Annotated in this window: 25 protein-coding genes and 2 pseudogenes; 15 read left to right on the top strand and 12 right to left on the bottom strand. The window is 56.4% G+C overall.

All coding sequences use genetic code 11. From position 1 onward, the window contains the following. Positions 1-244 precede the first annotated feature (244 nt). The 3 genes from FQ187_RS27975 to FQ187_RS27965 all read left to right on the top strand — a co-directional run bounded on the left by FQ187_RS27975 (position 245) and on the right by FQ187_RS27965 (position 2,720). On the top strand, positions 245-877 hold the full coding sequence (locus FQ187_RS27975; RefSeq protein WP_256667470.1) for a hypothetical protein: 633 nt from the start codon (positions 245-247) through the stop codon (positions 875-877). A gap of 8 nt (positions 878-885) precedes the next feature. Further along, positions 886-1,824: a PoNe immunity protein domain-containing protein gene (locus FQ187_RS27970; RefSeq protein WP_149631954.1), complete on the top strand. Its 939-nt coding sequence runs from the start codon at positions 886-888 to the stop codon at positions 1,822-1,824. 104 nt (positions 1,825-1,928) lie between these two features. Then, a complete protein-coding gene (locus tag FQ187_RS27965; protein WP_149631953.1) occupies positions 1,929-2,720 on the top strand; it encodes a PoNe immunity protein domain-containing protein in 792 nt (263 codons plus the stop codon). 44 nt (positions 2,721-2,764) lie between these two features. Here FQ187_RS27965 and FQ187_RS27960 read toward each other — a convergent pair. After that, positions 2,765-3,061 (bottom strand): annotated as a pseudogene (locus FQ187_RS27960) (hypothetical protein). A 509-nt stretch (positions 3,062-3,570) separates the two neighbouring features. On the opposite strand from FQ187_RS27960, the gene FQ187_RS27950 reads away from it, so the two are divergent. Both FQ187_RS27950 and FQ187_RS27945 read left to right on the top strand, forming a co-directional pair. Further along, on the top strand, positions 3,571-3,840 hold the full coding sequence (locus FQ187_RS27950) for a DUF2790 domain-containing protein (RefSeq protein ID WP_046047138.1): 270 nt from the start codon (positions 3,571-3,573) through the stop codon (positions 3,838-3,840). 91 nt (positions 3,841-3,931) lie between these two features. After that, positions 3,932-4,327: a hypothetical protein gene (locus FQ187_RS27945; RefSeq protein WP_149631952.1), complete on the top strand. Its 396-nt coding sequence runs from the start codon at positions 3,932-3,934 to the stop codon at positions 4,325-4,327. Here the strand turns inward: FQ187_RS27945 and FQ187_RS27940 are convergent. Beyond that, the gene (locus tag FQ187_RS27940) at positions 4,324-4,593 is read right to left on the bottom strand and encodes a DUF1652 domain-containing protein (protein ID WP_149631951.1); all 270 of its coding nucleotides are present in this window, start codon (positions 4,591-4,593) and stop codon (positions 4,324-4,326) included. The genes FQ187_RS27945 and FQ187_RS27940 overlap by 4 nt on opposite strands. Positions 4,594-4,898: 305 nt before the next feature. Between FQ187_RS27940 and eco the strand changes: the two genes are divergently transcribed. Beyond that, on the top strand, positions 4,899-5,381 hold the full coding sequence (eco, locus tag FQ187_RS27935) for a serine protease inhibitor ecotin (RefSeq protein ID WP_134419988.1): 483 nt from the start codon (positions 4,899-4,901) through the stop codon (positions 5,379-5,381). Between the two features lie 29 nt (positions 5,382-5,410). Next, positions 5,411-5,716: an NIPSNAP family protein gene (locus tag FQ187_RS27930; RefSeq protein WP_149631950.1), complete on the top strand. Its 306-nt coding sequence runs from the start codon at positions 5,411-5,413 to the stop codon at positions 5,714-5,716. Between the two features lie 24 nt (positions 5,717-5,740). Here the strand turns inward: FQ187_RS27930 and ilvA are convergent. Then, positions 5,741-6,736 (bottom strand): annotated as a pseudogene (gene ilvA / locus FQ187_RS27925) (threonine ammonia-lyase, biosynthetic); the annotation flags it as partial. 248 nt (positions 6,737-6,984) lie between these two features. On the opposite strand from ilvA, the gene FQ187_RS27920 reads away from it, so the two are divergent. Next, positions 6,985-7,320: a DUF2834 domain-containing protein gene (locus tag FQ187_RS27920; RefSeq protein WP_149631948.1), complete on the top strand. Its 336-nt coding sequence runs from the start codon at positions 6,985-6,987 to the stop codon at positions 7,318-7,320. A gap of 145 nt (positions 7,321-7,465) precedes the next feature. On the opposite strand, the gene FQ187_RS27915 is transcribed toward FQ187_RS27920, so the two are convergent. Further along, the gene (locus FQ187_RS27915) at positions 7,466-8,389 is read right to left on the bottom strand and encodes a magnesium transporter CorA family protein (RefSeq protein ID WP_149631947.1); all 924 of its coding nucleotides are present in this window, start codon (positions 8,387-8,389) and stop codon (positions 7,466-7,468) included. A 7-nt stretch (positions 8,390-8,396) separates the two neighbouring features. Then, positions 8,397-9,971, bottom strand: a complete 1,575-nt coding sequence (locus FQ187_RS27910; RefSeq protein ID WP_149631946.1) for a RimK family protein — start codon at positions 9,969-9,971, stop codon at positions 8,397-8,399. Positions 9,972-10,063: 92 nt separating this feature from the next. On the opposite strand from FQ187_RS27910, the gene rimI reads away from it, so the two are divergent. Then, positions 10,064-11,161: a ribosomal protein S18-alanine N-acetyltransferase gene (gene rimI / locus FQ187_RS27905; protein WP_149631945.1), complete on the top strand. Its 1,098-nt coding sequence runs from the start codon at positions 10,064-10,066 to the stop codon at positions 11,159-11,161. A 156-nt stretch (positions 11,162-11,317) separates the two neighbouring features. Here the strand turns inward: rimI and FQ187_RS27900 are convergent, their stop codons facing one another. Both FQ187_RS27900 and FQ187_RS27895 read right to left on the bottom strand, forming a co-directional pair. Continuing rightward, positions 11,318-12,469 carry a PQQ-dependent sugar dehydrogenase gene (locus tag FQ187_RS27900; protein ID WP_149631944.1) on the bottom strand — a complete coding sequence of 384 codons (1,152 nt, stop codon included), beginning with the start codon at positions 12,467-12,469 and terminating at the stop codon, positions 11,318-11,320. 51 nt (positions 12,470-12,520) lie between these two features. Next, the gene (locus tag FQ187_RS27895; protein WP_149631943.1) at positions 12,521-12,877 is read right to left on the bottom strand and encodes a hypothetical protein; all 357 of its coding nucleotides are present in this window, start codon (positions 12,875-12,877) and stop codon (positions 12,521-12,523) included. Positions 12,878-13,080: 203 nt separating this feature from the next. Here FQ187_RS27895 and FQ187_RS27890 point away from each other — a divergent pair, with 203 nt between their 5' ends. Beyond that, positions 13,081-13,941 (top strand): Ku protein, encoded by an 861-nt coding sequence (locus tag FQ187_RS27890; RefSeq protein ID WP_149631942.1) that lies wholly within the window; start codon positions 13,081-13,083, stop codon positions 13,939-13,941. Positions 13,942-14,060: 119 nt separating this feature from the next. Here the strand turns inward: FQ187_RS27890 and lpxO are convergent, their stop codons facing one another. Continuing rightward, entirely contained in the window at positions 14,061-14,960 is a 900-nt protein-coding gene (gene lpxO / locus FQ187_RS27885; protein ID WP_149631941.1) for a lipid A hydroxylase LpxO, read from the bottom strand. 497 nt (positions 14,961-15,457) lie between these two features. Between lpxO and FQ187_RS27880 the strand changes: the two genes are divergently transcribed. Both FQ187_RS27880 and FQ187_RS27875 read left to right on the top strand, forming a co-directional pair. Next, positions 15,458-17,047 carry an ABC-F family ATPase gene (locus tag FQ187_RS27880; RefSeq protein ID WP_123365020.1) on the top strand — a complete coding sequence of 530 codons (1,590 nt, stop codon included), beginning with the start codon at positions 15,458-15,460 and terminating at the stop codon, positions 17,045-17,047. Positions 17,048-17,277: 230 nt separating this feature from the next. Further along, entirely contained in the window at positions 17,278-18,465 is a 1,188-nt protein-coding gene (locus tag FQ187_RS27875) for an MFS transporter (RefSeq protein WP_149631940.1), read from the top strand. 21 nt (positions 18,466-18,486) lie between these two features. On the opposite strand, the gene FQ187_RS27870 is transcribed toward FQ187_RS27875, so the two are convergent. Both FQ187_RS27870 and FQ187_RS27865 read right to left on the bottom strand, forming a co-directional pair. Continuing rightward, positions 18,487-19,524 carry a dienelactone hydrolase gene (locus FQ187_RS27870; RefSeq protein WP_149631939.1) on the bottom strand — a complete coding sequence of 346 codons (1,038 nt, stop codon included), beginning with the start codon at positions 19,522-19,524 and terminating at the stop codon, positions 18,487-18,489. A 180-nt stretch (positions 19,525-19,704) separates the two neighbouring features. Continuing rightward, on the bottom strand, positions 19,705-20,316 hold the full coding sequence (locus tag FQ187_RS27865) for an FMN-dependent NADH-azoreductase (RefSeq protein ID WP_046055117.1): 612 nt from the start codon (positions 20,314-20,316) through the stop codon (positions 19,705-19,707). 129 nt (positions 20,317-20,445) lie between these two features. Here FQ187_RS27865 and FQ187_RS27860 point away from each other — a divergent pair, with 129 nt between their 5' ends. Next, positions 20,446-21,354, top strand: a complete 909-nt coding sequence (locus tag FQ187_RS27860) for a LysR substrate-binding domain-containing protein (RefSeq protein ID WP_149631938.1) — start codon at positions 20,446-20,448, stop codon at positions 21,352-21,354. Next, positions 21,351-21,710, top strand: a complete 360-nt coding sequence (locus tag FQ187_RS27855; protein WP_149631937.1) for an MmcQ/YjbR family DNA-binding protein — start codon at positions 21,351-21,353, stop codon at positions 21,708-21,710. Before FQ187_RS27860 ends, FQ187_RS27855 begins: the two co-directional genes overlap by 4 nt. On the opposite strand, the gene FQ187_RS27850 is transcribed toward FQ187_RS27855, so the two are convergent. Then, a complete protein-coding gene (locus tag FQ187_RS27850; protein WP_149631936.1) occupies positions 21,707-22,135 on the bottom strand; it encodes a DUF1294 domain-containing protein in 429 nt (142 codons plus the stop codon). The genes FQ187_RS27855 and FQ187_RS27850 overlap by 4 nt on opposite strands. Beyond that, on the bottom strand, positions 22,132-22,962 hold the full coding sequence (locus FQ187_RS27845) for an undecaprenyl-diphosphate phosphatase (protein WP_149631935.1): 831 nt from the start codon (positions 22,960-22,962) through the stop codon (positions 22,132-22,134). The genes FQ187_RS27850 and FQ187_RS27845 overlap by 4 nt, the downstream gene beginning before the upstream one ends. Positions 22,963-23,253: 291 nt before the next feature. Between FQ187_RS27845 and FQ187_RS27840 the strand changes: the two genes are divergently transcribed. Next, a complete protein-coding gene (locus tag FQ187_RS27840) occupies positions 23,254-24,888 on the top strand; it encodes a methyl-accepting chemotaxis protein (protein ID WP_149631934.1) in 1,635 nt (544 codons plus the stop codon). Positions 24,889-25,017 lie beyond the last annotated feature (129 nt).

The raw sequence follows: 25,017 nt of genomic DNA, 5'->3' as shown, positions 1-25,017 counted from the left end.
CATCGTTGGGTTTTACAACAACGAACGGCTGCACTCGAAACTGGGATATCTGCCACCGACCGTTTACGAACGGGCGATGGCGTCAAAATCACCTATCGAGGTGTCCGGAATTAGTTGACCACTACATTGGGATGGGCATGATAAGGGGGCGGATGGGAAGTGGCTTGAGGGTGTGCCGAGTGCGAGCAAAACGGGAAAATTATCAAGGGGGGGAAGCCCCAAGGCTCATCATGTTCTGTACAAGTTGACAGATGGTGCTAATGGAACCGGCATTGATGCTGTCTGGCGCGCCAATCCTGCTACAAACAACGGGAAAAAATTTGCGATTGTCGAGGCTAAAGCAAGCCGTGACGAGGACGGTCCAAAGTTCCTTCGCAAGCCCAGTAACACCCGTAAACCTGGTGTTACTTCAAAATTTGGAGTTTCGGGGGTTACCGATCCTAGTGACCTGTTGGAACCACTAGAGCCCGAACAGAACGCCTCTACTGGAAAGAAAAAAGCTAAATCTGCAAAGTATAAAAACCCATCAGTTCCGAGCGACAAAAAAAACAAAACCTCTGCTAAAAGTGCAAGACCTATACTTGTACAAATGAGCAAAGAGTGGATCAGGAAAAATATTCCCAATGCTGTATCTGAACGTTTGACTGATCAGGTTTTTGGCTCTTATAGCCGGCATTTATTTTATGCCCCCTTATACCATCCTGAACAAAGCCCAAGAGAACACGCTGTAGCTCGATTGAACAATGGCGATGAAAAGACCCATACAAGCCATTCTGCTTTCCATTACGCCGAGAGTGAAATTAAGTCCTTTGTGAACAAGCGGAAAAAATCTCTTGCTTCAAGACACGGGACATTACCTTCGCTTACCATTGAGTAATATTCATCATGAACAAAAGACAAAAATTTCTTAGCGAGGCCAGATACAAAAATTTCCTGGCTTATAGCGAGGAAACGAAAGAATTCTGGAAAGTCAACAAATTTGAGTCGGATTCTCCTGAGCAGGAGGCGTCGCTAAGGGCAAGCCACTTTAAGGATCTGGCACTTAAAAAGTTATTTATATCTTATACAGCCGGAGCGGAAATCGCTTCACTAGTACCACTACTTGAAGATCTAATATCAAAATACGAAGAGAGCCAAAGCAAACTTTCAGTCTCTGAGGCACTTGAAAACATTTCACCACTTGCTATCGATGACTGGCCCGATGAATTTGAAGAGTGCATGCAAGTTTTTAGCTTGTGCATCTTGCTTCATAGGAAGGACCTACTACAAAGATTTGCCAAGCTATTAGATGACGCGAACTACAGAGGTGAAGATGCTCTTTATGAAGATCTGCTCCGCAAACACCTACCTGATCGTGAAAATATAGATGAATGGTTCCATGATGTATACACCCCTTTGCTTGAAGCTATATATGCCGACGACAAAGAGGAAGCATCACAATTATTAGCTAATTATTGCAAACAATGGTATGCCGCATTCAAGCAGGCCCCTTGGCACGACTCACACTTGCAGGGCGACGAAGGAAGCTATGTCGGATACTGGGCGTTCGAGGCTGGGGCCATTGCTTTCCTTTATGGGATTGATGACAGAAAAATCAATCACATGGTTTACCCAAAGGACTTGGTCGAATACGCGAGAAATCACCAACCGACCAATGGGTCCCAGGTTGCTCGTGTAGATGCAGGACAACCGTGCAGCAAGACTGGCTATTGGTTTACGCCGGCAAAAGCGGAGTCTCGTCGTCACTTTAATCAAGGCGATATAATGCCAGGGTTCAGTGACTCCCATTGGGGCGATACTATTTGGTATTGGTCGGGAGAGTAATAATGACGGCGACAGATTGACCTGAGTTAACTCAGCTATTAGTCAGATGGGCGGACAACCGCCCATTGCCTAGCCAAATAAATCCGCCCACTTAACTTAAAAACATGAACAAAAGACAAAAATTCTATAGCGAAAATCAATATAAAACCTTCCTAAAAGAATACGAAGAAGTTCTTGAGTTTTGCGAGACCAATACATTCCAAGCTAGCTCTCCAGAACAAGAGGCTTCACTTCGAGCAGGACACCTCCAAAACCTACTGCTTGACAAAATCCTAGCCTGTTATACAGCTGGAGAAGAGATAGAAGTTCTCATACCATTACTTGAGGAGCTAGTAGAAAAATACGAAATATGGCAAGAAAAATTGGCCATCTATGAACAGGCGCCCAAAATATCTCCACTCGCAATAGATGACTGGCCGGATCAGTATGAAGAATGCGTACAAGTCATAAGCTTGTGCATCCTCCTGCACCGTACCGATTTATTGAAGCGCTTTGTAAGCTTGATAGATGAAGCAGGATACGTTGGCGATGACAGCCTATATGAAGACTTATTAAGAAAAGTCTTACCGAATAGACATGATGTCGACAGATGGTACCACGATGTATATACACCTCTAATCCAGGCCATATACGCAGACACCAAAGAAAAATCCTCCAAACTTCTGAATGATTATTGCAAACAATGGTATTCAGCATTCAAACAAGCACCTTGGCATGACACTCACCTGCAAGGAGAGGATGGAAGTCATGTTGGTTACTGGGCGCTGGAAGCGGGAGCCATTGCGTTTCTGTACGACATCGACGACAGCAAAATCGATCACATGATTTACCCCAAAGACCTGGTTGAATATGCCCGAAACCAAAAAGCCTCGAATTTATCGCCCTCGGGCATTTAGCTTTAAAACCTGCCCCACAGGAGGCAGGCTTGTTCCAGCATGCGTCAGACCGGCGCCTTCCACCCCATCATCTGCTGCTGCGCAACCAGCAGCAAATCGCACCCATCCTGCGTCAGCAGATAAAGTGCATGAGTAATGTGCGGAATATCTTGAACATCGCCATCCTTGAAGCATTGGCAATGAAGCGTTTCGAGTAACTGGCTGGCGGCTCGGACACGCTGTAAAGAGGCTTCGAGAATATCTTGGGGATTGGCCTGTGTATCGATGACCATTGGGTTTTAGTCGGTAACGCTGCTTTTGATTGAACGATAACGATCAGGAAACGGATTAAACGTTGTCATTAGGATTACTCGAACGTCAGTTAAGTAACCGCCAACACCGTGACCAAACGATGGGAGGCGGACTGTGTACAGGCTTGGTCAACCGATAACCCGCAAATCGGCTCGCCCGAAGGCGTCCAGCACACAGCCGCCATAACAACGCACAACGAAGACAAAGATGTCCGCGGCGCGAATGATGGCACATATGTATGCGGGATATCAGGTGACCAAACCTGCTCGCTGATTTTGCAGCGAGGTCAAACAGTAAACGCTGCCAGCTTGCCGACGAAAGACGACAAAGAGTCCGACCGTGTAGGAACGGGCCGAACCTCCCTCAGTTTTTTTACCAACATGAAACCTCTGACAGAAACCTCCTCACGACAGGCGGCATTCAGTCGGGTTAACCATCGCTTAACCCCGCGGTCCAAAACTTTACTGGACCGCACGCTCTCAGAGTTCTCTGACGCCCAGTGCGGCAGGTTCGACGCCTAAACGTCGAGCTGACATTAAGCCTGCATCGGAGATCGTTCATGAACATGCGCACCTTGCTGATCACCACCGCCCTCGCCTGCACCGCGTTTGCCGGGCTGGCCCAGGCCAATGACACTTCGAGCTCCCAGGCGGTGCCGTACCACTACGGTATGCCGCTGCACGTGGGCAAGGTCATCACCTTGACCGAACCGTCGACGCTGGACTGCAAAGTGGTCACAGCCGACATGAAGTACATCGACAGCACCTCGGGCAAGCCTGCGGAAATCTCCTATCGGAAGCTTTCTGACGCTTGCAGTTATCAAAACTGACGGAAAGGTCTGATTCAATACTTTGCGGTATTCCTGTGAGGGGTTCTGGCGCTATGCTCAGCGCCTCTCCCCACTGCCGCAAGGATTCGCCATGCAGTTATCGTTTCGTACCTTGTCGACTTTTACCGCCGCGCTGTGTTTTCTGTTGGCCCTGGTCTGGGGTTTGATGCCGGACAGGTTGCTGTCAATCTGGAGTATCGAGTACTCGTTGGCGGTGGGCGTTGTCGCGCGGCGCAGCGCAATGCTGTTCGCGGCATTGGGCGTGATGTTTTATCTGGTTCGAAACGAGTCGCCTTCGATCACCCGCAATGCGCTGACCAATGGTTTCATGGTCGGCTGCTGGGGGCTGGCAGCACTGGGCTTCGGCGAATGGCTCAATGGCCATGCCGGTCCGGGCATATTGCTTGCGGTGGTGGTTGAGCTGGCGCTGGGTCTGGCATTTCTCCAGACCAAGCGCGTGTCGGTGGAGCTCGAAACCGCGGGTTAAAGCGCTTTCCGGTCTGGATGCAGGGTCCGGGCATTGGTTTGGTGCTGCATGTCAGAGCGCAGCCCAGCGATCAGGTCATTGATTTCTCGGCAACCATTTAGCTGTTTGGCATTTATTCCTGTCTTCATTAGATCGAGGTGATCGGTTTCACGATCGGAATACACCTTGACGGTCATCGACAGGTCCGGCGACAGCGTGCATTGACAACGTTTCGGCAAAAAACTGCTTTCAATGATATTGCGAAGTTCCAAGGCAGAAAGAAACATGGCGACCCTCTCCTTAATGTGAGACTGCCAATCAACTATCGATACTGACGCAATGAAATTCCCGGTCAGCTTAAGACCAGCTTCAGCATAAAACATGCCTTGGATTTCGCACTGCAGCTCATCGGTAAATCAACGATTTAGCGAAACCGCACGTAAATAGCCCCTGCAATATGCAAGAAAGGCGTTGTGGTGCCCCTGCAATTTGCATACATCCAGCGACAAGTTTGCATTGGCCGACCACCCCAGTAAGAATGCGGCCAATCAAATCAGTATCCGCTGACCCCACTCGCAAGCAAGGAGGCATCATGGGTTCTTTGACCTATATCACTACCGTCGGGCTGATTCTTGCCGGGCTGTCGACCATCGCTCACGCCGCGAAACTCGAAGAGGTTGCGCCGTTCCCGAAGCCCGAGAGCGGTTTCACCCGCCAGGTCATTCACCTTGCCCCACAGGCTCAGGAAGACGGCTACCAGGTCGAAATCCTCGCCGGCAAAACCCTGACCGTCGACTGCAATCGCCAACGCCTGGGCGGCATTCTCGAGGAGAAAAACCTCGAAGGCTGGGGCTACCCGTTCTACCGACTGGAAAAAGTCATCGGCCCAATGAGTACGCTGATGGCCTGCCCGGACGGCAAAAGCAAAAAGGACTTCGTGCCGGTGGTCGGTGACGGTTTCATGTTGCGCTACAACAGCAAACTGCCGATCGTGCTCTACGTGCCCAAAGACGTCGAAGTCCGCTACCGGATCTGGTCGGCGTCGAGCAAGGTCGAGAAAGCCGTCCAGGAATAACCGTTCTATCCCGTTACAGGAGCGCCATTTTGATTACCTGCCACGTCAAATATGTGATCGATCCGTATCAACTCAGCGAATTCGAAGCCTACGCCAAAGCCTGGCTCGGCATCGTCGAGCGTTTGGGCGGTACGCACCACGGGTACTTCCTGCCTTCCGAGGGCGCGAGCAATATCGCCTACTGCCTGTTCAGCTTTCCTTCGCTGGCGGACTACGAAAGCTACCGACATGTCGCGATGACTGACGCCGAAAGCGCCGCGCTCGTAGCTTCGCTGGTCGAGAAGAAGTTTATCGTCAGTTACGAGCGGACCTTCCTGCGCCCGCTGCTGGCCTGATACCGCTCACGCCGGGGCGCCGCTCAACGCGGCGCGCTCGGCCACATGGCGCAAACTGTCGAAATTGATATTGGCGCCCGAGTCGATCGCTACCAGTGTCTGACCGCGGGCACCGGTTTGCGCCACGTATTTCTTGATTCCGGCTACGGCCAAGGCACCGGAAGGTTCGGTGATCGAGCGGGTATCGTCGTAGATATTCTTGATGGCGGCGCAGAGTTCGTCGTTGCTGACCGTCAAGACCTCATCAACGCAGAATTGGCAGACTTCGAAACCAAAAGCACCGATCTGGGCGACGGCGACACCGTCGGCGAAAGTGCCTACGTTCGGCAGGACAACTCGCTCGCCGGCCTGTAATGCCGCATGTAAACAGGCGGAATGCTCCGACTCGACGCCGATGATGCGGACTTCAGGTCGCAGGTATTTGACGTACGCCGCGATGCCGGCGATCAGGCCTCCACCGCCCACCGGGACGAAGATCGCGTCCAGTGAACCTTGATGCTGACGCAGGATTTCCATGGCGACGGTGCCCTGCCCCGCGATCACGTCCGGGTCGTCGAACGGCGAGACAAAGGTGCGACCGGTTTGCCGTGCCAGGTTCAGTGCATATTCCAGCGCAAACGGAAAACTCTCACCGTGCAGCACGGCGTCGGCGCCCCGACTGCGTACGCCAAGCACCTTCAGTTCCGGCGTCGTGCACGGCATCACAATGGTCGCGGCGATCCCCAATTCACGTGCCGCCAGCGCCACGCCCTGGGCATGATTGCCCGCCGAAGCGGTGATCACTCCGCGTGCCCTTTGCTCATCGTTCAGTTGCACCAGTTTGTTGTAGGCACCGCGGATCTTAAAGGAAAAGGTCGGTTGCAGGTCTTCACGCTTGAGCAGGATCTGATTGCCGAGCGCCTCGGACAACGCTGGCGCCGGTTGCAGCGGCGTACGCACCGCGAGCTCATACACCGGCGCGGCGAGGATCTTTTTTACGTAGTGCTCAAGCAAAGTCTGCTGGGCGGTGGTCGTGCTCATGGTCGTCTCCTGACGTTGATCGGAACCCAGGAGGCAGAAAGTAAAAACCCGCCTCTAGGGCGGGTTGGGTGCTGCAGTCGTGAGCTAGCCCGTCAAATAAGGAATGGCGGTAATAATGCTTGGCTGGCAGCGCAATACAGTGGAAGTCATGTCCGGAAATTAGCCGGACGCTGACGGCAAGTCAATGGCCAATTTTCCTCGGCCTCTGTAGGCTGACGACTCTGCTCATTGTCCCAAGGAAGGAAACCATGAAGTGTGTCGCCCTGCCCCTTATTGCCCTGATCGCGTTCGCCGGCTACACCGTTTTGGTGATGCTTCAGGCTGAACAGTCATTGATCGACTTCGGCATCAGCCTGATGTCGCGCCCCGACACGGCGCAGGTGGTGATTGATTTGTACCTGCTGGCGACGCTCGCGGGCATCTGGATGTACACGGATACGCGCAAGCGTGGGCAGTCAGGGCTGTCGGTGGTGCCGTATCTTTTGCTTACCGCAATATTTGTGTCCATCGGGCCGTTGTTGTACTTGGTGGTGCGTGGGCTACAGGATCGGAAGAAATCCGTAACCATCCATCAAGAGGTCTGATCCTGGATTTGTAGAGCTGTTGAGATTGCCTTCGCGAGCAAGCCCGCTCCCACAAGGGTTCTGTAGAGGACTCGGAACTTGCGTACACCCTGATCAAAATGTGGGAGCGAGCTTGCTCGCGAAGGCGATCTGACAGCCGCCAAAGTTATTTCGCCAACCGCCTGAGCCCGAGCACCATCACCCCAGCCCCCATTATCATCGCGGTCAGAAACAGCGGATACGAAACCCACCACGGCACGCCCGCCGTCATCATGCTGAATTCGGACATGCCGCCGATACTTGCAATCAGGTTCAGCGGTAGAAACACCACATTGATCAACGTCAGTTTGCGCAACAGGTTGTTCATGCTGTTGTTCATCAGGTTGCCCCGGGCGTCGATCAGCCCGGAGAACACCGTGGAGTAGATTTCCGCCTGTTTGTAGCACTGGTTGTTTTCGATGATCAGGTCGTCGATCAGGCCAATGGCCTCGGCGCTGAAATGTTCCTTTGCCGCGTGATTGCGTAACCGGGTCAGGACTGCACCGTTGCTGTGAATCGCGTTGATGTAATAGATCAGGCTTTCGCTGAGGTTGAACATCTGGATCAGGTGCTGGTTCTGCATCGACGCGTTGAATTTCTGCTGCAACTCCCGGGCAACCAGCTTGATCACCTTCAGGTGGCCCAAATAGTGATGGATGTTGTTGAACAACAGGTCGAGCAACACATCCAGCGGCGTGTTCAGGGGCTGGCGCATGCCGAGGCCACTGAGCGGCGAGTCGTCGGTGGCGATCACCAGCAAACGATGCTCGGAAAACAGCAAACCGCAGGACGACACTTCGAAGGCCAGGCTGCCCGCGCCGGAATAGTTTTCCGGGCGTTTCCAGATCAGGAACAGGTTATCAGGGTGAAACTCGATGCGTGACACCTCATCGGGGTCCAGGGCCGAGGCCAGGGCGTGTTCATCAACTTTGAAATGGCTGTGCAGCAGATCCCGTTCGGCCGCATCGGGATTACTGAACAACATCACTTCGGCATCCAGCCGTTCGACTTTGTGGAGGGCGCCGTGGATCAGTTGAAAGCGCTTGATCATCCGCCGCTCACCAGGCCTGGCCGCGGCGCTTGAGTTCCAGGCGACGGACGAACTCTTCCAGCACCAGTGAATACAGATCGTCCTGCAAGTAAGCGTCTTCGATGCCGGCGTCCATGTTGGGATTGTCGTTGACCTCGATCACCACCACTTTGTCGCCGGACTGCTTGAGGTCGACACCGTAGAGGCCATCGCCGATCAGGTTCGCGGTCTTCACCGCCAGTTCCACCACCGCCCGCGGGGCTTCGTGAACCGCCAGGGTTCGGCATTCGCCATTGATGTCCTGGCCCTTGGCCTTGTGGTTGTAGATCTGCCAATGGCCCTTGGACATGAAGTACTGGCAGGCAAAGATGGGTTTGCGGTTGAGCACGCCGATGCGCCAGTCGTATTCGGTGTAGAAGAATTCCTGAGCCAGCAACAGCACCGAATGCTCGAACAGTTCGGCCGTGGCTTCGAGCAAGGCTTGCTGGCTTTCGACCTTGATCACACCCCGAGAGAAACAGCCGTCGGGGATCTTCAATACCAACGGGAAACCCAGGCGCTCGCCGACCCGCTCAAAGTCTTCCGGTCGCTCTTTGTAGAGAATCTCGGTGGCGGGCATGCCCAGTTGATGGCTCTTGAGCAAATCGGTCAGGTACACCTTGTTGGTGCAACGCAGAATCGACGCTGGGTCATCCATCACCACCAGCCCTTCGCTCTCGGCTTTCTTGGCAAACCGGTAGGTGTGGTTGTCGACGTTTGTCGTCTCGCGGATCAGCAGCCCGTCGTATTCGGCAATACGTGCGTAGTCCTTGCGCTCGATCAGCTCGACGTCGATGCCCAACGTCTTGCCAACCCTGACGAAGTTGTCCAGCGCCTTGGCATTCGACGGCGGCAACGCTTCCTGGGGATCGTGCAGGATGGCCAGGTCATAACGGGCCAAACGCCGGGAACGTGGTACGCGCCAGATCTTGCGACTGAAACTGTCGAGGGAGTGAGCGAACTGGTCTTCCTGATCTTCGCGTAACTTATGTAAGGCGCCGGACTTTATCCCTTCAATGTGCCAGCCGTTAGTTCGACGAAATTCAACTAACAATATCGGACACGGAAACAATTCAAACAACTGTCGTGCCAGATCCTGTAACGGCTCGATATGAGTCTTGCCAAAGTAGAGCGTCAGGGTAAAGCCTTCGGTATCGCTGTAAAGATGATGACTGAGGGCTTTTTCCAGGGTTTTATCCAGATCATCCAGGGCCAGGCCGTACAAGGATTTTCGAGTCAGTTCGCTGATGGTCCGCACCGACGGAATCACCTTGTGCCCACGGGCTTCGGCCAGCAGCGAGCAGTAGTAACCGTGCCCCAGGTACTTGTAGCTGCGGCAAAGGTTGATCACCTGCACCCGCTTGCCCTGCTCGTTGGCCCGGGGTTTCTCGAGGTATTCCTGGGCGCTGACGATGTCTTCACTGGGGAAGTAGGAGGTCCAGTCTTCCTTGCGTTCGACGATGATAATCAACTGACTGGAAGTTCTAACACCGTCATTTAAATAAGTTGCTGCCGGCAAAGTTTGCTCGGATACTTCGCGCCAATGACCCTGTACCGCTGACATAGTGATTGATCCGTTGGAGAACAAGACCTTTCCTATTAAGCACGAACTTTTTAGAAAGTCCCGTTTCGTTACGCAACTTTTACGGTGGTCATATGAATCTGATTTTTCGCTTGGCGGTCGTTGAAGACTTACCGGCACTGCTGGAGCTCGAACAACACTGTTTCACCACGGATCGGCTTAACCGTCGCAGTTTTCAATGGATGATCATGCGGGCCCACGGGCAACTGCTGGTGGCCCAGCGTGGCGAGCACCTGGTCGGTTACGCCGTGGTGCTGTTTCACCGGGGTACTTCGCTGGCGCGCCTTTACTCGATTGCGATCGCCACCGACGCGCGCGGCAGCGGTCTGGGCAAGCAATTGCTCCAACGCATCGAGGCCTGCGCCCTTGAACACGACTGCGCCTACCTGCGGCTGGAAGTGCGTATCGACAATCCGGCAGCGATTGCCCTGTATGAGCGCAACGGTTATCGACGCTTTGCACTGATTCACGACTATTACCAGGACCATGCCGACGGGCTGCGGCTGGAGAAGCGCATCCTCCAGCACCGCGACTCGCGAAACATCAAGGTGCCCTGGTATCGGCAGACCACCGATTTCACCTGCGGCCCGGCCTGTCTGCTGATGGCCATGGGCGCACTGCAAGCGGATCGCATGCTGGAGCGTCGCGAGGAACTGCAGATCTGGCGCGAAGCGACCACCGTGTTCATGACCTCCGGCCATGGTGGCTGCAGCCCTCAAGGCCTGGCGCTGGCGGCATGGCGACGGGGGTTTGGAGTGCGTCTGCAACTGAGCATGGCCGGGCCACTGTTTCTCGATGGCGTACGCGATGTGCATAAAAAAGATGTAATGCGGTTAGTACACGAAGAGTTCACCACGCAGCTAAAAGAGACTGATGTGGAGCGAGTGATCGGCGGACCACTGAACCTTCCACGGTTACTGGATGATGGCGGACAACCGCTGGTGCTCATCAGCAGCTATCGACTGACCCGTTCCAAATCGCCGCATTGGGTGATCGTCACCGATTGCGATGAAGAGTTCGTTTACCTGCATGACCCGGATGTCGACCACAGCCAGCATCGCCAACCCATGGACTGCCAGCATTTGCCGGTCAGCCATGGGGAATTTGAAAAGATGTGCAGTTTCGGTCGGGGCAAGCTTCGGGCGGCAGTGATCCTGTACGCCCGAACGTGAGTTTCACAATCCCTGTAGCAGCTGCCGAAGGCTGCGTTCGGCTGCGCAGCAGTCGTAAATCCAGGCCCCTCGGTCTAACTGAGCTGCCGCGACGGATGATTTTACGACTGCTGCGCAGCCGAACGCAGCCTTCGGCAGCTGCTACACAGGTACCGGTTACTTCAGTCCAATCTTGTACAGGGCTCCATCGTCTTCATCGGTCAGCACATACAAATACCCGTCCGGCCCTTGCCGCACATCGCGAATGCGCTTGTTGAGTTCGCCCAGCAATCGCTCTTCGTGAACGACCTTGTCGCCATCGAACTGCAAGCGGATCAACTCCTGGCTCACCAGCGCGCCGATAAACACGTTGTGCTGCCAGGCCTTGAAGCGGTCAGCGTCGTAGAACGCCATACCGCTGAGGCCGGGGGACTTTTCCCAGACATGGTGCGGAGCGACGGTGCCTTCGGCGGACTTGCCCTTGGCTTCCGGAATCGGCAGGCCGGAATAGTTGATGCCATGGGTTGCCATCGGCCAGCCGTAGTTCTTGCCACGCTCGATGATGTTGATTTCGTCGCCACCCTGGGGACCGTGCTCGTCTTCCCAAAGGGTGCCGGTCCACGGATTGAGCGCCGCGCCCTGTGGATTGCGATGGCCGTAGGACCAGATTTCCGGGCGTACGCCGGCCTGACCGACAAAGGGGTTGTCATCCGGCACCTTGCCGTCCGGGTAGATCCGCACAACCTTGCCTTGCAGCTTGTCGAGGTTCTGAGCAGTCGGCCGGTCGTTGTTCTCGCCAAGGGTGATGAACAGATAGCCGTCGCGGTCGAACACCAGGCGCGAACCAAAGTGGTTACCGACCGAAAGCTTGGGCTCCTGGCGAAAGATCACTTTGAAATCCTTGAGGGCCGTCAGGTCTTCGGATAGACGCCCACGGCCAACCGCGGTCCCGGCCTTGTCGCCCTCACCGCCACCTTCGGCATAAGACAAGTAGACCGTGCGGTCTTGCTTGAAGTCGGGCGACAACGCTACATCCAGCAAGCCGCCCTGCCCCTTGGCCCAAACCTTTGGCACGCCACTGAGCGGAGCGGAAAGTTTACCGTCGGCGCTGACCACCCGCAGGTTGCCGGGCCGTTCAGTCACCAGCATCCCTTGGCGATCGGGAAGAAACGCCAAAGCCCAGGGATGTTCGAGCCCCTTGGTCATTGTCGTCACCTCAAGGGTGCCCTGTTCGCTTTTCAAATTCTGGGTTGGCGCTGCGAAAACGGGCGCCGTGACAGTGATCAGTGCGCTGGCACACAGTGTGGCCAGAAGGGTTTTACGCAACATGCACGATTCCTTTTGTCGTTCGAATGGCTGGCAAGAACGCTGTCGTGCCGTTCAACGGTTGCTGGTATCCGCGTCTCGATGAGGTGGATCGGGAATGAATTTCGGTGGGGTGGCGGGAGGCGAGCGATCCTGGGGATAGCGGTTGCCGACGCCACCATTGTCAAGCGTCGGAGGGCGCGGCACGGGCACTGTGTTCGGCCCACGAATGGCCGGCGCGCTGGGTTGCGTGCCTTGCATGCTGTTGGGATTGGCCCGGCGAATCGGGCTGTTGGAAGAATTGCTGGTGTGGCCCGTCGGGCTCTGGGCCAACAGCAATGAAGAAGGTGGCGATGCGGTGTCAGCCTGGGCCAGATCGCTCAGCACGCCACTCAACGCCAACGCGATGCAGCCGAGCACAAATCTGTTCATGGGGAGCCTCTCGACATCAGCGTGGATAGGAACTTCGATATCACGCTACGCCCGGGGTTGGGATTTGTTAACTAAAACCTCCTTCACAAGATGTAACACGAGTTGACCTGCCCGCCGATACGCCCGCAGGACCGGGTCGCAACCCGCTGAAACTTTTGCACAGCGTCACAGGTCACCTGAACATCACTCGCGAGAAGACGACCATGGCACGGGCAATCTGGAAAGGTGCGATCAGTTTCGGTCTGGTGCATATCCCTGTGGCGCTGGTCTCGGCGACGTCCTCGCAAGGGGTGGATTTCGACTGGCTCGACAGCCGCAGCATGGACCCGGTGGGCTACAAGCGCATCAACAAGGTCACCGGCAAGGAAGTGACCAAGGAACACATCGTTAAAGGTGTGCAGTATGAAAAGGGTCGATATGTGGTTCTCAGCGAAGAGGAAATCAAGTCGGCGCACCCTCTGTCCACTCAGACGATCGACATCTTTTCCTTTGTCGACAGCGAGCAGATTCCCCTGCAAAACATTGATACGCCCTACTACCTCGCGCCGGATAAACGCGGTGGCAAGGTCTATGCGCTGTTGCGCGAAACGTTAAGCAAAACCAATAAAGTCGCCCTGGCCCATGTTGTGCTGCACACGCGCCAGCACCTCGCCGCACTAATGCCGCTGGAATCGGCAATGGTATTGGTGATGCTGCGCTGGCCCGCCGAAGTGCGAAGTCTGGACACCCTCGAACTGGGCAGTGAAGTCACCGAGCCCGAACTGGCCAAAGGTGAACTCGACATGGCCAAACGACTTGTTCAAGACATGAGTGCCGACTGGAAGCCCGAGGATTATCGCGACAGTTTTGAAGACAAGATCATGGCGTTGGTTGAGAAGAAGGCTAATGAAGGCAAGATTGAGGATGTCGAGACTGCGACGGGTGAAGATGAGCGTAAAACCGCGGATGTTATCGATCTGACCGAGCTGCTTAAACGCAGCCTCGGCGGTAAAAGTGCCGGCAAAACCAAACCGGCAACCAAACCGACCGCTCACAAAAAAGCCACGAAGACTTCTCGTGGCTGATTGAAAGTTTGCGGTGAATGTTATGACCTCTTCGCGAGCAAGCCCGCTCCCACATTAGATCGCGGTTAACTGTGGGAGCGGGCTTGCTCGCGAAGGCGTCATACGCCACAACGCGAAAATCAGATCAGGACGATAATCGCCAACAGGCCACCGAAAATAGCCCACTTCTCCAGGTAATAGAGCTTGCGGTTGCGCTTCTTCAGTGCTTTGCCGCGCAGGCGAATTTTGTAGATCTTGGCGAACAAGCGGTTGATACCGCCGGTCTTGTCACCCGCGTCGTTCGGTGCGCCCGCCGCCGACATCACATTACGGCTGAACCAGCCATTGAACGCCGCCGCCCAGCGATACTTCATCGGCCGCTCAACGTCGCAGAACAGAATGATGCGGTTTTGCTCCGTGGTGTTTTCGGCGTAATGAATGAAGGTCTCGTCGAACATCACCGCTTCACCGTCGCGCCAGTGGTAGCTCTCGCCATCGACATTGATGTAGCAACCGGCATCGTTCGGAGTTTCCAGGCCCAGGTGATAGCGGTAGGAACCGGCATACGGATCGCGGTGACGGACCAGTTTCGAGCCCGGTGGCAGCTCGGCGAACATCGCAGCCTTGATCGAGCCGATGCTTTGCACCAATTCCGTTGTGCGCGGGCAAAGTTTCATGGCCGAAGGATGGCTGTCGCCGTACCACTTCAGGTAGAAACGTTTCCAGCCAGTCTTGAAGAACGAGTTGAAGCCGACGTCGTCGTATTGATTCGAGCGCTTGATCTCCCCGGCCCTGAGCAGCTTTTGGCCCTCGGCGCGAATGTCTTTCCAATGGTCCTGCAATGGACTCAGATCAGGAAAGTCGGCCGGGTTCAGATAAGGTTTGTTGGGGATTTTCGAGAACAGATAAAGGAAGCAGTTGATCGGCGCCAGAAACGTCGAGTGGTCGCTCAGTTGGCGGCTCAGTTTGTGACGCACGCGTCCGCGCAAGTGAACGTACGCGATGGATACAACGTAAATAGCGGCAATGATCAATTTCACAAAAAATCGTCACACGTCAGAAATGAACAAACTGCGTCCCTTGCCGGCCAAGCGGCCGAAGGGTCTTGTGCAGTGTCTGAATACGAAACAACGGTCCCGATGGCGCGTCCTTGAGCCTATGCCGACTGTCGGCTTCAGGTTGATAGATGGCATTTTAGTCACAGTTTGTAACCAATAGTTAACCTTCAGATGTGAAAATCTGTCCGCTGATGCTGCCAAAGCGGCCGTGCGGCCTTAACGCCCTATCGTTTAAAGAGCCAGACCAGTACAATCGCCGCCAAACATTACGCGCCCCCCTTGGTTGATGACGGGAATGAACCCCGTCTCAGCGCACTTCGACTCGGGCCAAGCGCTCCATATGCTGCTGTCCACTTATTGCCAGATGGACCTTCCGCTTCTGACCGGGATGCATTTCCTGTGGTTCGAATACCGGAAACGGGTACTGAATCGGTACTGCCGCAACCCTAGCTACTCTGAATGCTTCGCAGGAAAAACCTTTGATCTCTACAGCTAACATCACGATGCAGTTCGGCGCCAAGCCGCTATTCGAAAACGTTTCGGTCAAATTCGCCGCGGGCAACCGCTATGGCCTGATCGGCGCCAACGGTTGCGGCAAGTCGACTTTCATGAAAATCCTCGGCAACGACCTTGAGCCGTCCGGCGGCCAGGTCATGCTCGAGCCGAACGTGCGTCTGGGTAAATTGCGCCAGGACCAGTTCGCCTACGAAGAATTCACCGTGATCGATACCGTGATCATGGGTCACGAAGAGCTGTGGAAGGTCAAGGCCGAGCGCGACCGTATCTACTCGCTGCCGGAAATGACCGAAGAAGACGGCATGGCCGTTGCGGAACTGGAAACCGAATTCGCCGAAATGGACGGCTACACCGCCGAATCCCGTGCTGGCGAACTGTTGCTGGGCCTGGGTATCGGCATCGAGCAGCATTTCGGCCCGATGAGCGAAGTGTCTCCAGGCTGGAAACTGCGCGTATTGCTGGCTCAGGCGTTGTTCTCCGATCCTGAAGTGTTGTTGCTTGACGAACCGACCAACCACCTGGACATCAACACCATCCGCTGGCTGGAAAACATCCTGACCCAGCGTTCCAGCCTGATGATCATCATCTCTCACGACCGTCACTTCCTGAACAGCGTGTGCACCCACATGGCTGACCTGGATTACGGCGAGCTGCGCCTGTTCCCGGGCAACTACGACGAGTACATGACCGTGGCGACCCAGTCTCGCGAGCAACTGCTGTCGGACAACGCCAAGAAGAAGGCGCAGATCTCCGAACTGCAATCGTTCGTCAGCCGCTTCTCGGCCAACGCCTCGAAAGCCAAGCAGGCAACTTCCCGTGCCAAGGCGATCGACAAAATCCAGCTGGCCGAGGTCAAGCCTTCGAGCCGTGTGAGCCCGTTCATCCGTTTCGAACAAACCAAGAAGCTGCACCGTCAAGCGGTCATCGTCGAGCGCATGGCCAAAGGCTTCGACGGCAAGACACTGTTCAAGGACTTCAGCTTCCAGGTTGAAGCTGGCGAGCGCGTGGCGATCATCGGCCCGAACGGTATCGGTAAAACCACCCTGCTGCGCACCCTGGTCAACGAACTGACCCCGGATGCCGGTACCGTGAAGTGGACCGACGCCGCGGAACTGGGCTACTACGCCCAGGACCACGCGCACGACTTCGAAGACGACTGCAACCTGTTCGACTGGATGGGCCAGTGGACCCAGGGCGGCGAGCAAATCGTTCGCGGCACCCTCGGTCGCATGCTGTTCTCCAACGATGAGATTCTGAAGTCGGTCAAGGTCATCTCCGGTGGTGAGCAAGGTCGCATGCTGTTCGGCAAGCTGATCCTGCAAAAGCCGAACGTGCTGATCATGGACGAACCGACCAACCACTTGGACATGGAATCCATCGAGGCGCTGAACCTGGCGCTGGAGAACTATCCGGGCACGCTGATCTTCGTCAGCCACGACCGTGAGTTCGTATCGTCCCTGGCCACCCGCATTATCGAGTTGAGCGCCAGCGGCGTGATCGACTTCAGCGGCACGTATGACGACTACCTGCGTAGCCAGGGCGTTGTGTTCTAAGCATCTGCTGCAATTGAAAAGCCCTGTCCTAGTGACGGGGCTTTTTATTGTCTGAAGATCAAAAGATCGCAGCCTTCGGCAGCGCCTACTTTGGAATGTGCGCCCCTGTAGAGCTGCCGAAGGTTCGGGCCGCGTTCGGACGATCTTTTGATTTTCGTTAGCCTGCTTTCTTTTATTTTGCGCCCGCGCCATGATGCAGTTCTCCTACCGCCGCCCGCGAACGAGCCCTCATGTCTTCGCAGCAACTGCCACCGCAAAGCTCCATGGCGATCACCCTGCAGATCGTCTCCATCGTCTTTTATACCTTTATTGCTTTCCTCTGCATCGGCCTGCCGATTGCGGTGTTGCCAGGCTATGTCCACGAACAGCTCGGATTCAGCGCGATTATCGCGGGGCTGACTATCGGCTCGCAGTACCTGGCCACCCTGCTCAGCCGCCCGATGGCCGGACGCCTGTCGGACACCATCGGCACCAAGCGGGCGATTGTTTATGGGTTATCGGGGATTGTGTTGAGCGGCGTGCTGACGTTGATTTCAACGCTGCTGCAAAGCTTTCCGTTGCTGAGCCTGTTGATCCTGATCGCCGGCCGCTTGTTGTTGGGGATAGCCCAAGGCTTGATCGGGGTCGGCACCATCAGTTGGTGCATGGGTCAGGTGGGCGCGGAACATACCGCGCGATCGATCTCCTGGAACGGCATCGCCTCCTACGGCGCCATCGCCATTGGTGCGCCGCTGGGTGTGGTGATGGTTGGCGAGCTGGGGTTCGCCAGTCTTGGGATCGCGCTTTCGGTGCTGGCGCTGGCGGCGTTGTTGCTGATCCGAAACAAACCCTCGGTGCCGGTGATTCGCGGCGAGCGCCTGCCGTTCTGGGCGGTGTTCGGGCGCATTGCGCCGTTCGGCGCGAGCCTGAGCCTCGCCTCCATCGGTTACGGCACGTTAACCACTTTTATTACCCTGTATTACGTCAGCCGTGGCTGGGCCGGCGCGGCTTATTGCCTGACGGTGTTCGGCGTGTGTTTCATTCTGGCGCGACTGTTGTTCATCTCCAGCATCAGCCGTTTCGGTGGGTTCACCTCGGCCATTGCCTGTATGAGCATTGAAACGGTGGGCCTGGTGTTGCTGTGGCTCGCGCCTTCGACCGGTTATGCGCTGATCGGCGCAGGCCTGACCGGGTTCGGTCTGTCGCTGGTGTATCCGGCGCTGGGGGTCGAAGCGATCAAGCAAGTGCCCAACTCCAGTCGCGGGGCGGGATTGAGTGCTTACGCGGTGTTTTTCGATCTGGCGCTAGCGATTGCCGGGCCGTTGATGGGCGCGGTGGCGCTGAACCTGGGGTACACGTGGATTTTCTTCTGCGCGGCGTTGTTGTCGGTGACCGGCCTTGGTTTGACTCTGTTACTGAAACGCCGCGCCATGGCCTGACACTGCAAGCCCGCTCCCACATTATTGATCGGCAGTCTGCATTCCGGCCCGGGTCGGTTTGCCAAGCGCATGAGAGAAGAAACGCCCGGCTTCGGACACCATGGTGCGATGGATGTCTTCGCGGTCGACGCCATCGGCATCGGTACACAGCGCCGGCATGGCGATGATCTGCTCTTCGTTGCACGGCGCCATGAACACGAAGTGCCCTGCCCCGGCCAGCAACTTGAAGTCCGGTGCAATCGGCAGTTTGCGCGCCAGGGCGGCGGCATTCTTGTCGAACGCCACCAGTTTGTCGCCGTCACCACTGTACAGCAGCACCGGCACATGCACGTCGGCCAGGGTATGTCGGCCAAACTTCAGGCTCAGCGGCGCCATGAGCAGCAAGGCGCGAACCCGAGGGTCAGCCACCGGTTGCAAGTCATCACGGTCAGCAATCAATTCGCCTTGGGTGTTGCACGCATCGCGGTCGTCCGGGCGCTCCTGACAATAACGGCGCAGACGGGCCAGATCTGGCGTCGCGCCGGACAGAATCAGCGCCGTCTCCCCGCCCGCCGAATAGCCGATTACACCAACCTGATCGGCATTGACGAAGGGCGCGAGCATTCGATCACCCAGCGTCGCGGTAATGGCTTCGGAAATCTGGATGGGCCGACCGTAAAGGTTACTCAACGTACCGAGGCGGCTGTGGTCTTTGGAGTTGTCACCGGGATGGATCACCGCCACCACCACAAACCCTTTGCGTGCCAGCGACGTGGCGAGGTCGTGCAAGGCCAGCGGGGTTCCGGTGTTGCCGTGGGACAGCATCAGCATCGGGAAACGACCGATGGCGACTCGAGTGTCTTCGCCCGCTTCGACCGTGTAGCCCTCGATGATGCTGGAGTGTTCCCTGTCGCTGGAGGGGTAGAAGGCGATGGCGCGCATCGGCTGCAAGTCCAGCGGGTCGAGAAAGCTCATCTCATGGAAGCCGACGCTCCTGTGAGGATGCGGCGCAGGCGCGGCGTGCACTGAGTTCAGGCTGCTGAGCAGGCAAATCAGTAAGGTTGCACAAAGACGCGCCATAGGAGGCTCCACCTGGCTACTGACCGGGGACGTTAAACCCTCGACTGCATAACTCGGGCCACTATTTAATGAAATTCCGAAATAGCCAGAAACAAAAAACTCCGCATCTGGCACTTGCGTGATCAGAATACAGAGTATTTTGGGTATTGCCCGAGCTGTTTGATTTTCTTTACACACGCCTTACGCGGCGGCGAACAACTGCTCGCTGATTTGCGTGTGAGCGTCGCTCATGGCTTTGGTGCGGACTTCGTCACCGTAGGCAAGGCCATGGGCACGGACGAACTCGATGTCAGTGATACCGATGAAGCCGAACAGTACCTTCAAGTACTCTTCGTGAGCAACACCAGTCGCCTGGCCGGCATGCAGACCGCCGGAAGTCGATACGATGACGACTTTCTTGCCACCGCACAGGCCTTCAGGACCGGCTTCGGTATAACGGAAGGTCTGACCGGCAACGGCGATGCGGTCGATCCAGGCCTTGAGTTGGGTCGGGATGGTGAAGTTGTACATTGGAGCTGCAATCACCACGGCATCGGCGGCGAGGAATTCTGCCAGGGTGGTGGCGCTCAGCTCGGCTTCGTGCTGCTGCGCGGCGTTACGCAGTTCAGCGGTGGTGCCGGCAGCAACCAGGGTCGTGGCGGAGAAATGGCTGATGGCATCGGCGGCCAGGTCGCGGTAGGTCACCACGGCAGTCGGCTCGGCGGTTTGCCAGGCTTTAACGACTTCGCTGCTCAGCTGACGCGAAGCCGAGTTGTCACCAAGAATGCTCGAATCGATATGCAGCAGTTTCATGTGGGATCTCCAGGTGAGGATCGCTACAAGGCGATCTGATGGGGAGAATCCTACAGGCGAAACCAATAGCTGATTAGACTGCAACAATGCGATAGTTCGTCCTACTGATAGAACAGTCGAGCTCACACCATGCAAGACCTCAATGATCTCTACTATTTCGCCAAGGTGGTTGAAGCCGGTGGCTTCACGGCGGCCGGGCGCTTGCTCGGAATTCCCAAGTCGCGGTTGTCGCGGCGCATTGCCGAGCTGGAAGAAAGCCTTGGCGCGCGCCTGCTGCAACGCACCACCCGACAACTCAAGCTGACCGCCGTGGGTGAACGTTACCTGCGGCACTGTCAAGCAATGCTGCTGGAAGCGGAAATGGCCGACGAAGCCGTTGCCAGTATGTCCAGCGAACCTCGCGGGCGTTTGCGGGTGTCCTGCCCCGTCGGGTTGGCCCACGAAATTCTGCCGACAGTGATCAGCGATTTCCTTGAGAAGTATCCTCAGGTTCAACTGGAGGTCATGTTGCTCAACCGCCGCGTCGACCTGGTGACCGAGGGCGTCGATGTGGCGCTGCGGGTGCGTGAGTTGGGCGATGAGGATCCGCTGTTGGTCACCCGACGTTTGCGCCAGGCGCAGATGGCGATGGTCGCCAGCCCCGGTTTTTTGCACGGACGTGAAATCAACCACCCCGAAGACCTGAAAAACCTACCCGTGCTCGGCGCCCTGGAAGCCGACCGCCTGGTGCATATCCGCATGCTCGACCAACAGGGCAAAATCTGCGATCTCACCCTCGAAGCGCGATTGGGCATCGATGACTTTATCGTGCGCAAGGCCTGCACCCTCGCCGGCCAGGGTTTTACCATGCTGCCAATGATGTATTGCGAGCAGGAACTGGAAAACGGCTCTCTGGTGCAGTTGCTGCCCGACTGGTCGCTGCCTGGCGGCTGGCTGCAAGCGGTCTACCCTCATCGGCGCGGGGTGATGCCGGCAGTACGCGCCTGGCTGGACCATTTGATCGAATCATTCAATGCCTGTGGGGACCGACTGATATGAAGGCTGGACGCATGAGCGAAGAGGACGTCGCGCAATTCTGTCTCGCACTGCCGGGTGCGCGGGAAGACTACAAGTGGGGTGGCGTACGGGTGTTTTCGATTGCAGGGAACAAGATGTTTGCCTTGCAGAATCTGCGGGGCGAATCCCTGGCCTTCAAGGTCGACAAAGACTTGTTTCTCGGTCATTGCGACCGCCCGGGAATCCGCCCGGCGCCGTATCTGGCGCGGGCTCAGTGGATCATCTTGGAAACGCCCTACCCGTTGGGCCCTGAAGAGCTGCAAGGCTTGTTGCAGCGTTCCCATCAATTGGTGGTGAGCAAGTTGCCCAAGCGCACACAGGTCGGACTGCTGCTTTAAAGCAGCGCCAGCAGATCTGCCCCCAGAAACAATTGATCGATCCAGAACACCTGGTGCAGCAGCACAATCATCCAGAACAACAGCTGAAACGACACTTTGCGCGTCTTGTGCCGAAACAGCTGCTGCGCCAGTAAGGCGCCCGGCCAGCCGCCAGCGAGCTCTAACGCATGCAGTACGTTCTCCGGGGTGCGCCAATGGTCGGCGCGCGCCTTGCGTTTGTCGCTCCAGTACAGCAAGAACGCCAGCAGGCTGACGACCCCGTACGCAGCCAAGGGAATCACGGAAACCCCGCGCAGCCACAACGACATCGAGCCGTACAGCGGCAGCGCGCACAGGACCGCAAACACCAACAATTTCAGCTGAAGATTGCGAATCTCTCCTGCGGGTTTGCTTCCGGGGTTGTTGCGCGCGCTGGCGTCATTCATGGCTTGACCGCGGCCCAGTCAACCCAGCCAAACTGCCAGGTGGCCAGGATGACGAGGCCGAATACAATGCGGTACCAGGCGAACGCGGCGTAGCTGTGGCTGGCGATGAACTTAAGCAGCCCCCTGACGGCAATCATTGCAAAGATGAACGCGGTGACGAAGCCGATCGCGAACACCGGAAAATCCGACGGGACGAACAGATGGCGATATTTGTAGCCCGAGTAAACCGCCGCAGCGACCATGGTCGGCATCGCCAGAAAGAACGAAAACTCGGTAGCGGTCTTGCGCGACAGCCCGAACAACAAGCCACCAATAATGGTCGAACCGGAACGCGAAGTCCCGGGAATCATTGCCAGGCACTGGGCGAAGCCGACTTTCAGGGCGTCTTTCCACGTGATGTCATCAACGGTTTCGGCATGCACTTCATGCTGCCGCTTTTCGGCCCACAACATGACAATCCCGCCTACCACCAACGCCGTTGCGACGGTGATCGGGTTGAACAGGTATTCGTGGATCAAATCGGAAAAAATCACCCCCAGTACCACGGCCGGCATGAACGCAATCAGCAGGTTTGCGGTAAAGCGGCGAGCGCCGGGCTGCGTCGGCAAACCAGTCACCACATCGATGATCTTGCGGCGGAACTCCCACACCACCGCCAGAATCGCCCCCAGCTGAATAATAATGTTGAAAGCGATGGCCCGCTCGCCACCGAAGTTGAGCAAGTCCGCCACAATGATTTGGTGACCGGTGCTGGAAATCGGCAAAAACTCCGTCAGCCCTTCTACAACGCCCAAAATCAATGCCTGCAAGGCCGTCCAAAGATCCATCATTCCCCCAAAGACAATGCGCAGAGGCATGCCCCGTTAATATTGGTCAGAGCGTTCACTGCAATCAGCGAGCTGAAGTCCCGCGCGCACAGGATCCAGACGAAACCATAAAAATTCCGTGAAAAATCAACTTGGACTCAGGTTTTTCCGTGCGGGGCCGAAATCCTATCAGACAAGTCTGATTAACGCTGCCGCGTTATTGGACTTGGGTCGGATATGACCGATTGGCAAAGTGTGGTTGGATGCTGGCGATCATTTATTACAAGAAAAAGAAATCGGAGTGACAGCGTTATGAACAGCTTGCGCAGTATGTCGATCAGCCGACGTTTGTGGCTCATCTTGATCGTGGCCGTCCTGATGCTAATGACGTTGGGCGTCTTGATGCTCAAGCAGATTCACGATGACCTGTACCACGCCAAGGCTCAGAAAACCCAGCATGTGGTGCAAACCGCCAGTGGCATTCTGACCTATTACCACGACCTCGAAACTGCCGGCACGCTCACTCGCGACGCCGCGCAAAAGCAGGCACTGAGCGCCGTTCGCGGTCTGCGCTATGACCAGAACGACTACTTCTGGATCAACGACCTGACGCCGGTGATGATCATGCACCCGGCCAACCCGAAACTCGATGGCCAGAACCTCTCAGCGATCCGCGACCCGGACGGTTTTGCCCTGTTCAACGAAATGGTCGCCGTCGCCAAGTCCAAGGGTGCCGGTACCATCGACTATCGCTGGCCTAAACCGGGGGCCAGTGCGCCGGTAGAAAAAACCTCCTACGTCAAACTGTTCGAACCCTGGGGCTGGGTGATCGGTTCGGGCGTGTACATCGATGACATGCAGGCCGAGTTCTATGGTCAGGTCTGGAAGGCCTCGTTCGTGGGGCTGGTGATTTCCCTGATCATGGCGCTTCTGGTCATCCTGATTGCCCGCAGCATCGTGCGTCCACTGCAGGAAACAGTGAACGCCATGGCCAACATCGCCAGCGGCGAGAGCGATCTGACCCGCAGCCTCGACACTCATGGCCAGGATGAAGTCACGCAACTGGCACGCCACTTCAACGCCTTCACCGCCAAGCTGCGACTGGTGATCAAAGAACTGCAAGTGTCTGCCAGTGCCCTGGGCCAATCTTCCAGCGAGCTGGGCAACGACGCCGCTCAGGCCCAGCAACGCAGTCAGCAACAATCCCAGCAAATGGAACTGGTGGCCACTGCCATCAATGAAGTGACGTATGGCGTACACGACGTCGCGAAAAACGCCGAGCACGCCGCCAGCGAAATGCGCGATGCCGAGTCTCAGGCGCAGCAAGGTCAGGTCAACATCGATGGCAGCCTGCAACAAATCGACAAGCTGTCGTCCACCATCGATCAGGCGGTGGAGGTGATTCGTACCCTGGCCGCCGAAAGCACGCAGATCGGCAGCGTTCTCGAAGTGATCCGTTCCATCGCCGAGCAAACCAACCTGCTGGCCCTCAACGCGGCCATCGAAGCCGCCCGAGCCGGCGAGCAAGGTCGGGGTTTTGCGGTGGTGGCCGATGAAGTGCGACTGCTGGCCCAGCGTACCCAGAAGTCCACGGCCGAGATCCAGTCGATGATCGAACGCCTGCAAAGCCACTCCGAAGCGGCGGTCAAAGTGATCGGCGACAGCAGCCGTGCATCGCAATTGACCATCGAGCAGGCCGGCCTGGCCGGTGCAAGCCTGAATGCCATTGCCCAGGCGCTGCGCAACCTCAACGGGTTGAACGCCTCCATCGCCAGCGCTACCTTGCAACAGGCGCATGTGGTCGAGGACATCAACCAGAACGTCACCCAGGCGGCCGGTTTGTCCCACAGCACGGCGCTGGCGGCCGAACAGTCGAGCGTGGCCAGCGTTCACCTGAAGGAATTGAGTGAGCAATTGAACGGGCTGCTCAAGCAGTTCCGGGTATAACCACCTTTGTAATTGGATGGACTCGCCCAAGCCGAGGCGTCAATGCGCCACGGTGGCAGTCTAAACAGCCAACGACAGCGAGGGCGAGTCCATGAAAAATCATAGTTCGATTGATCAATCCCTGTCTTC

Source organism: Pseudomonas sp. ANT_J28, assembly GCF_008370005.1.
Lineage (GTDB): Bacteria > Pseudomonadota > Gammaproteobacteria > Pseudomonadales > Pseudomonadaceae > Aquipseudomonas > Aquipseudomonas frigoris.
This window is presented reverse-complemented; position numbering and strand designations above follow the sequence as displayed.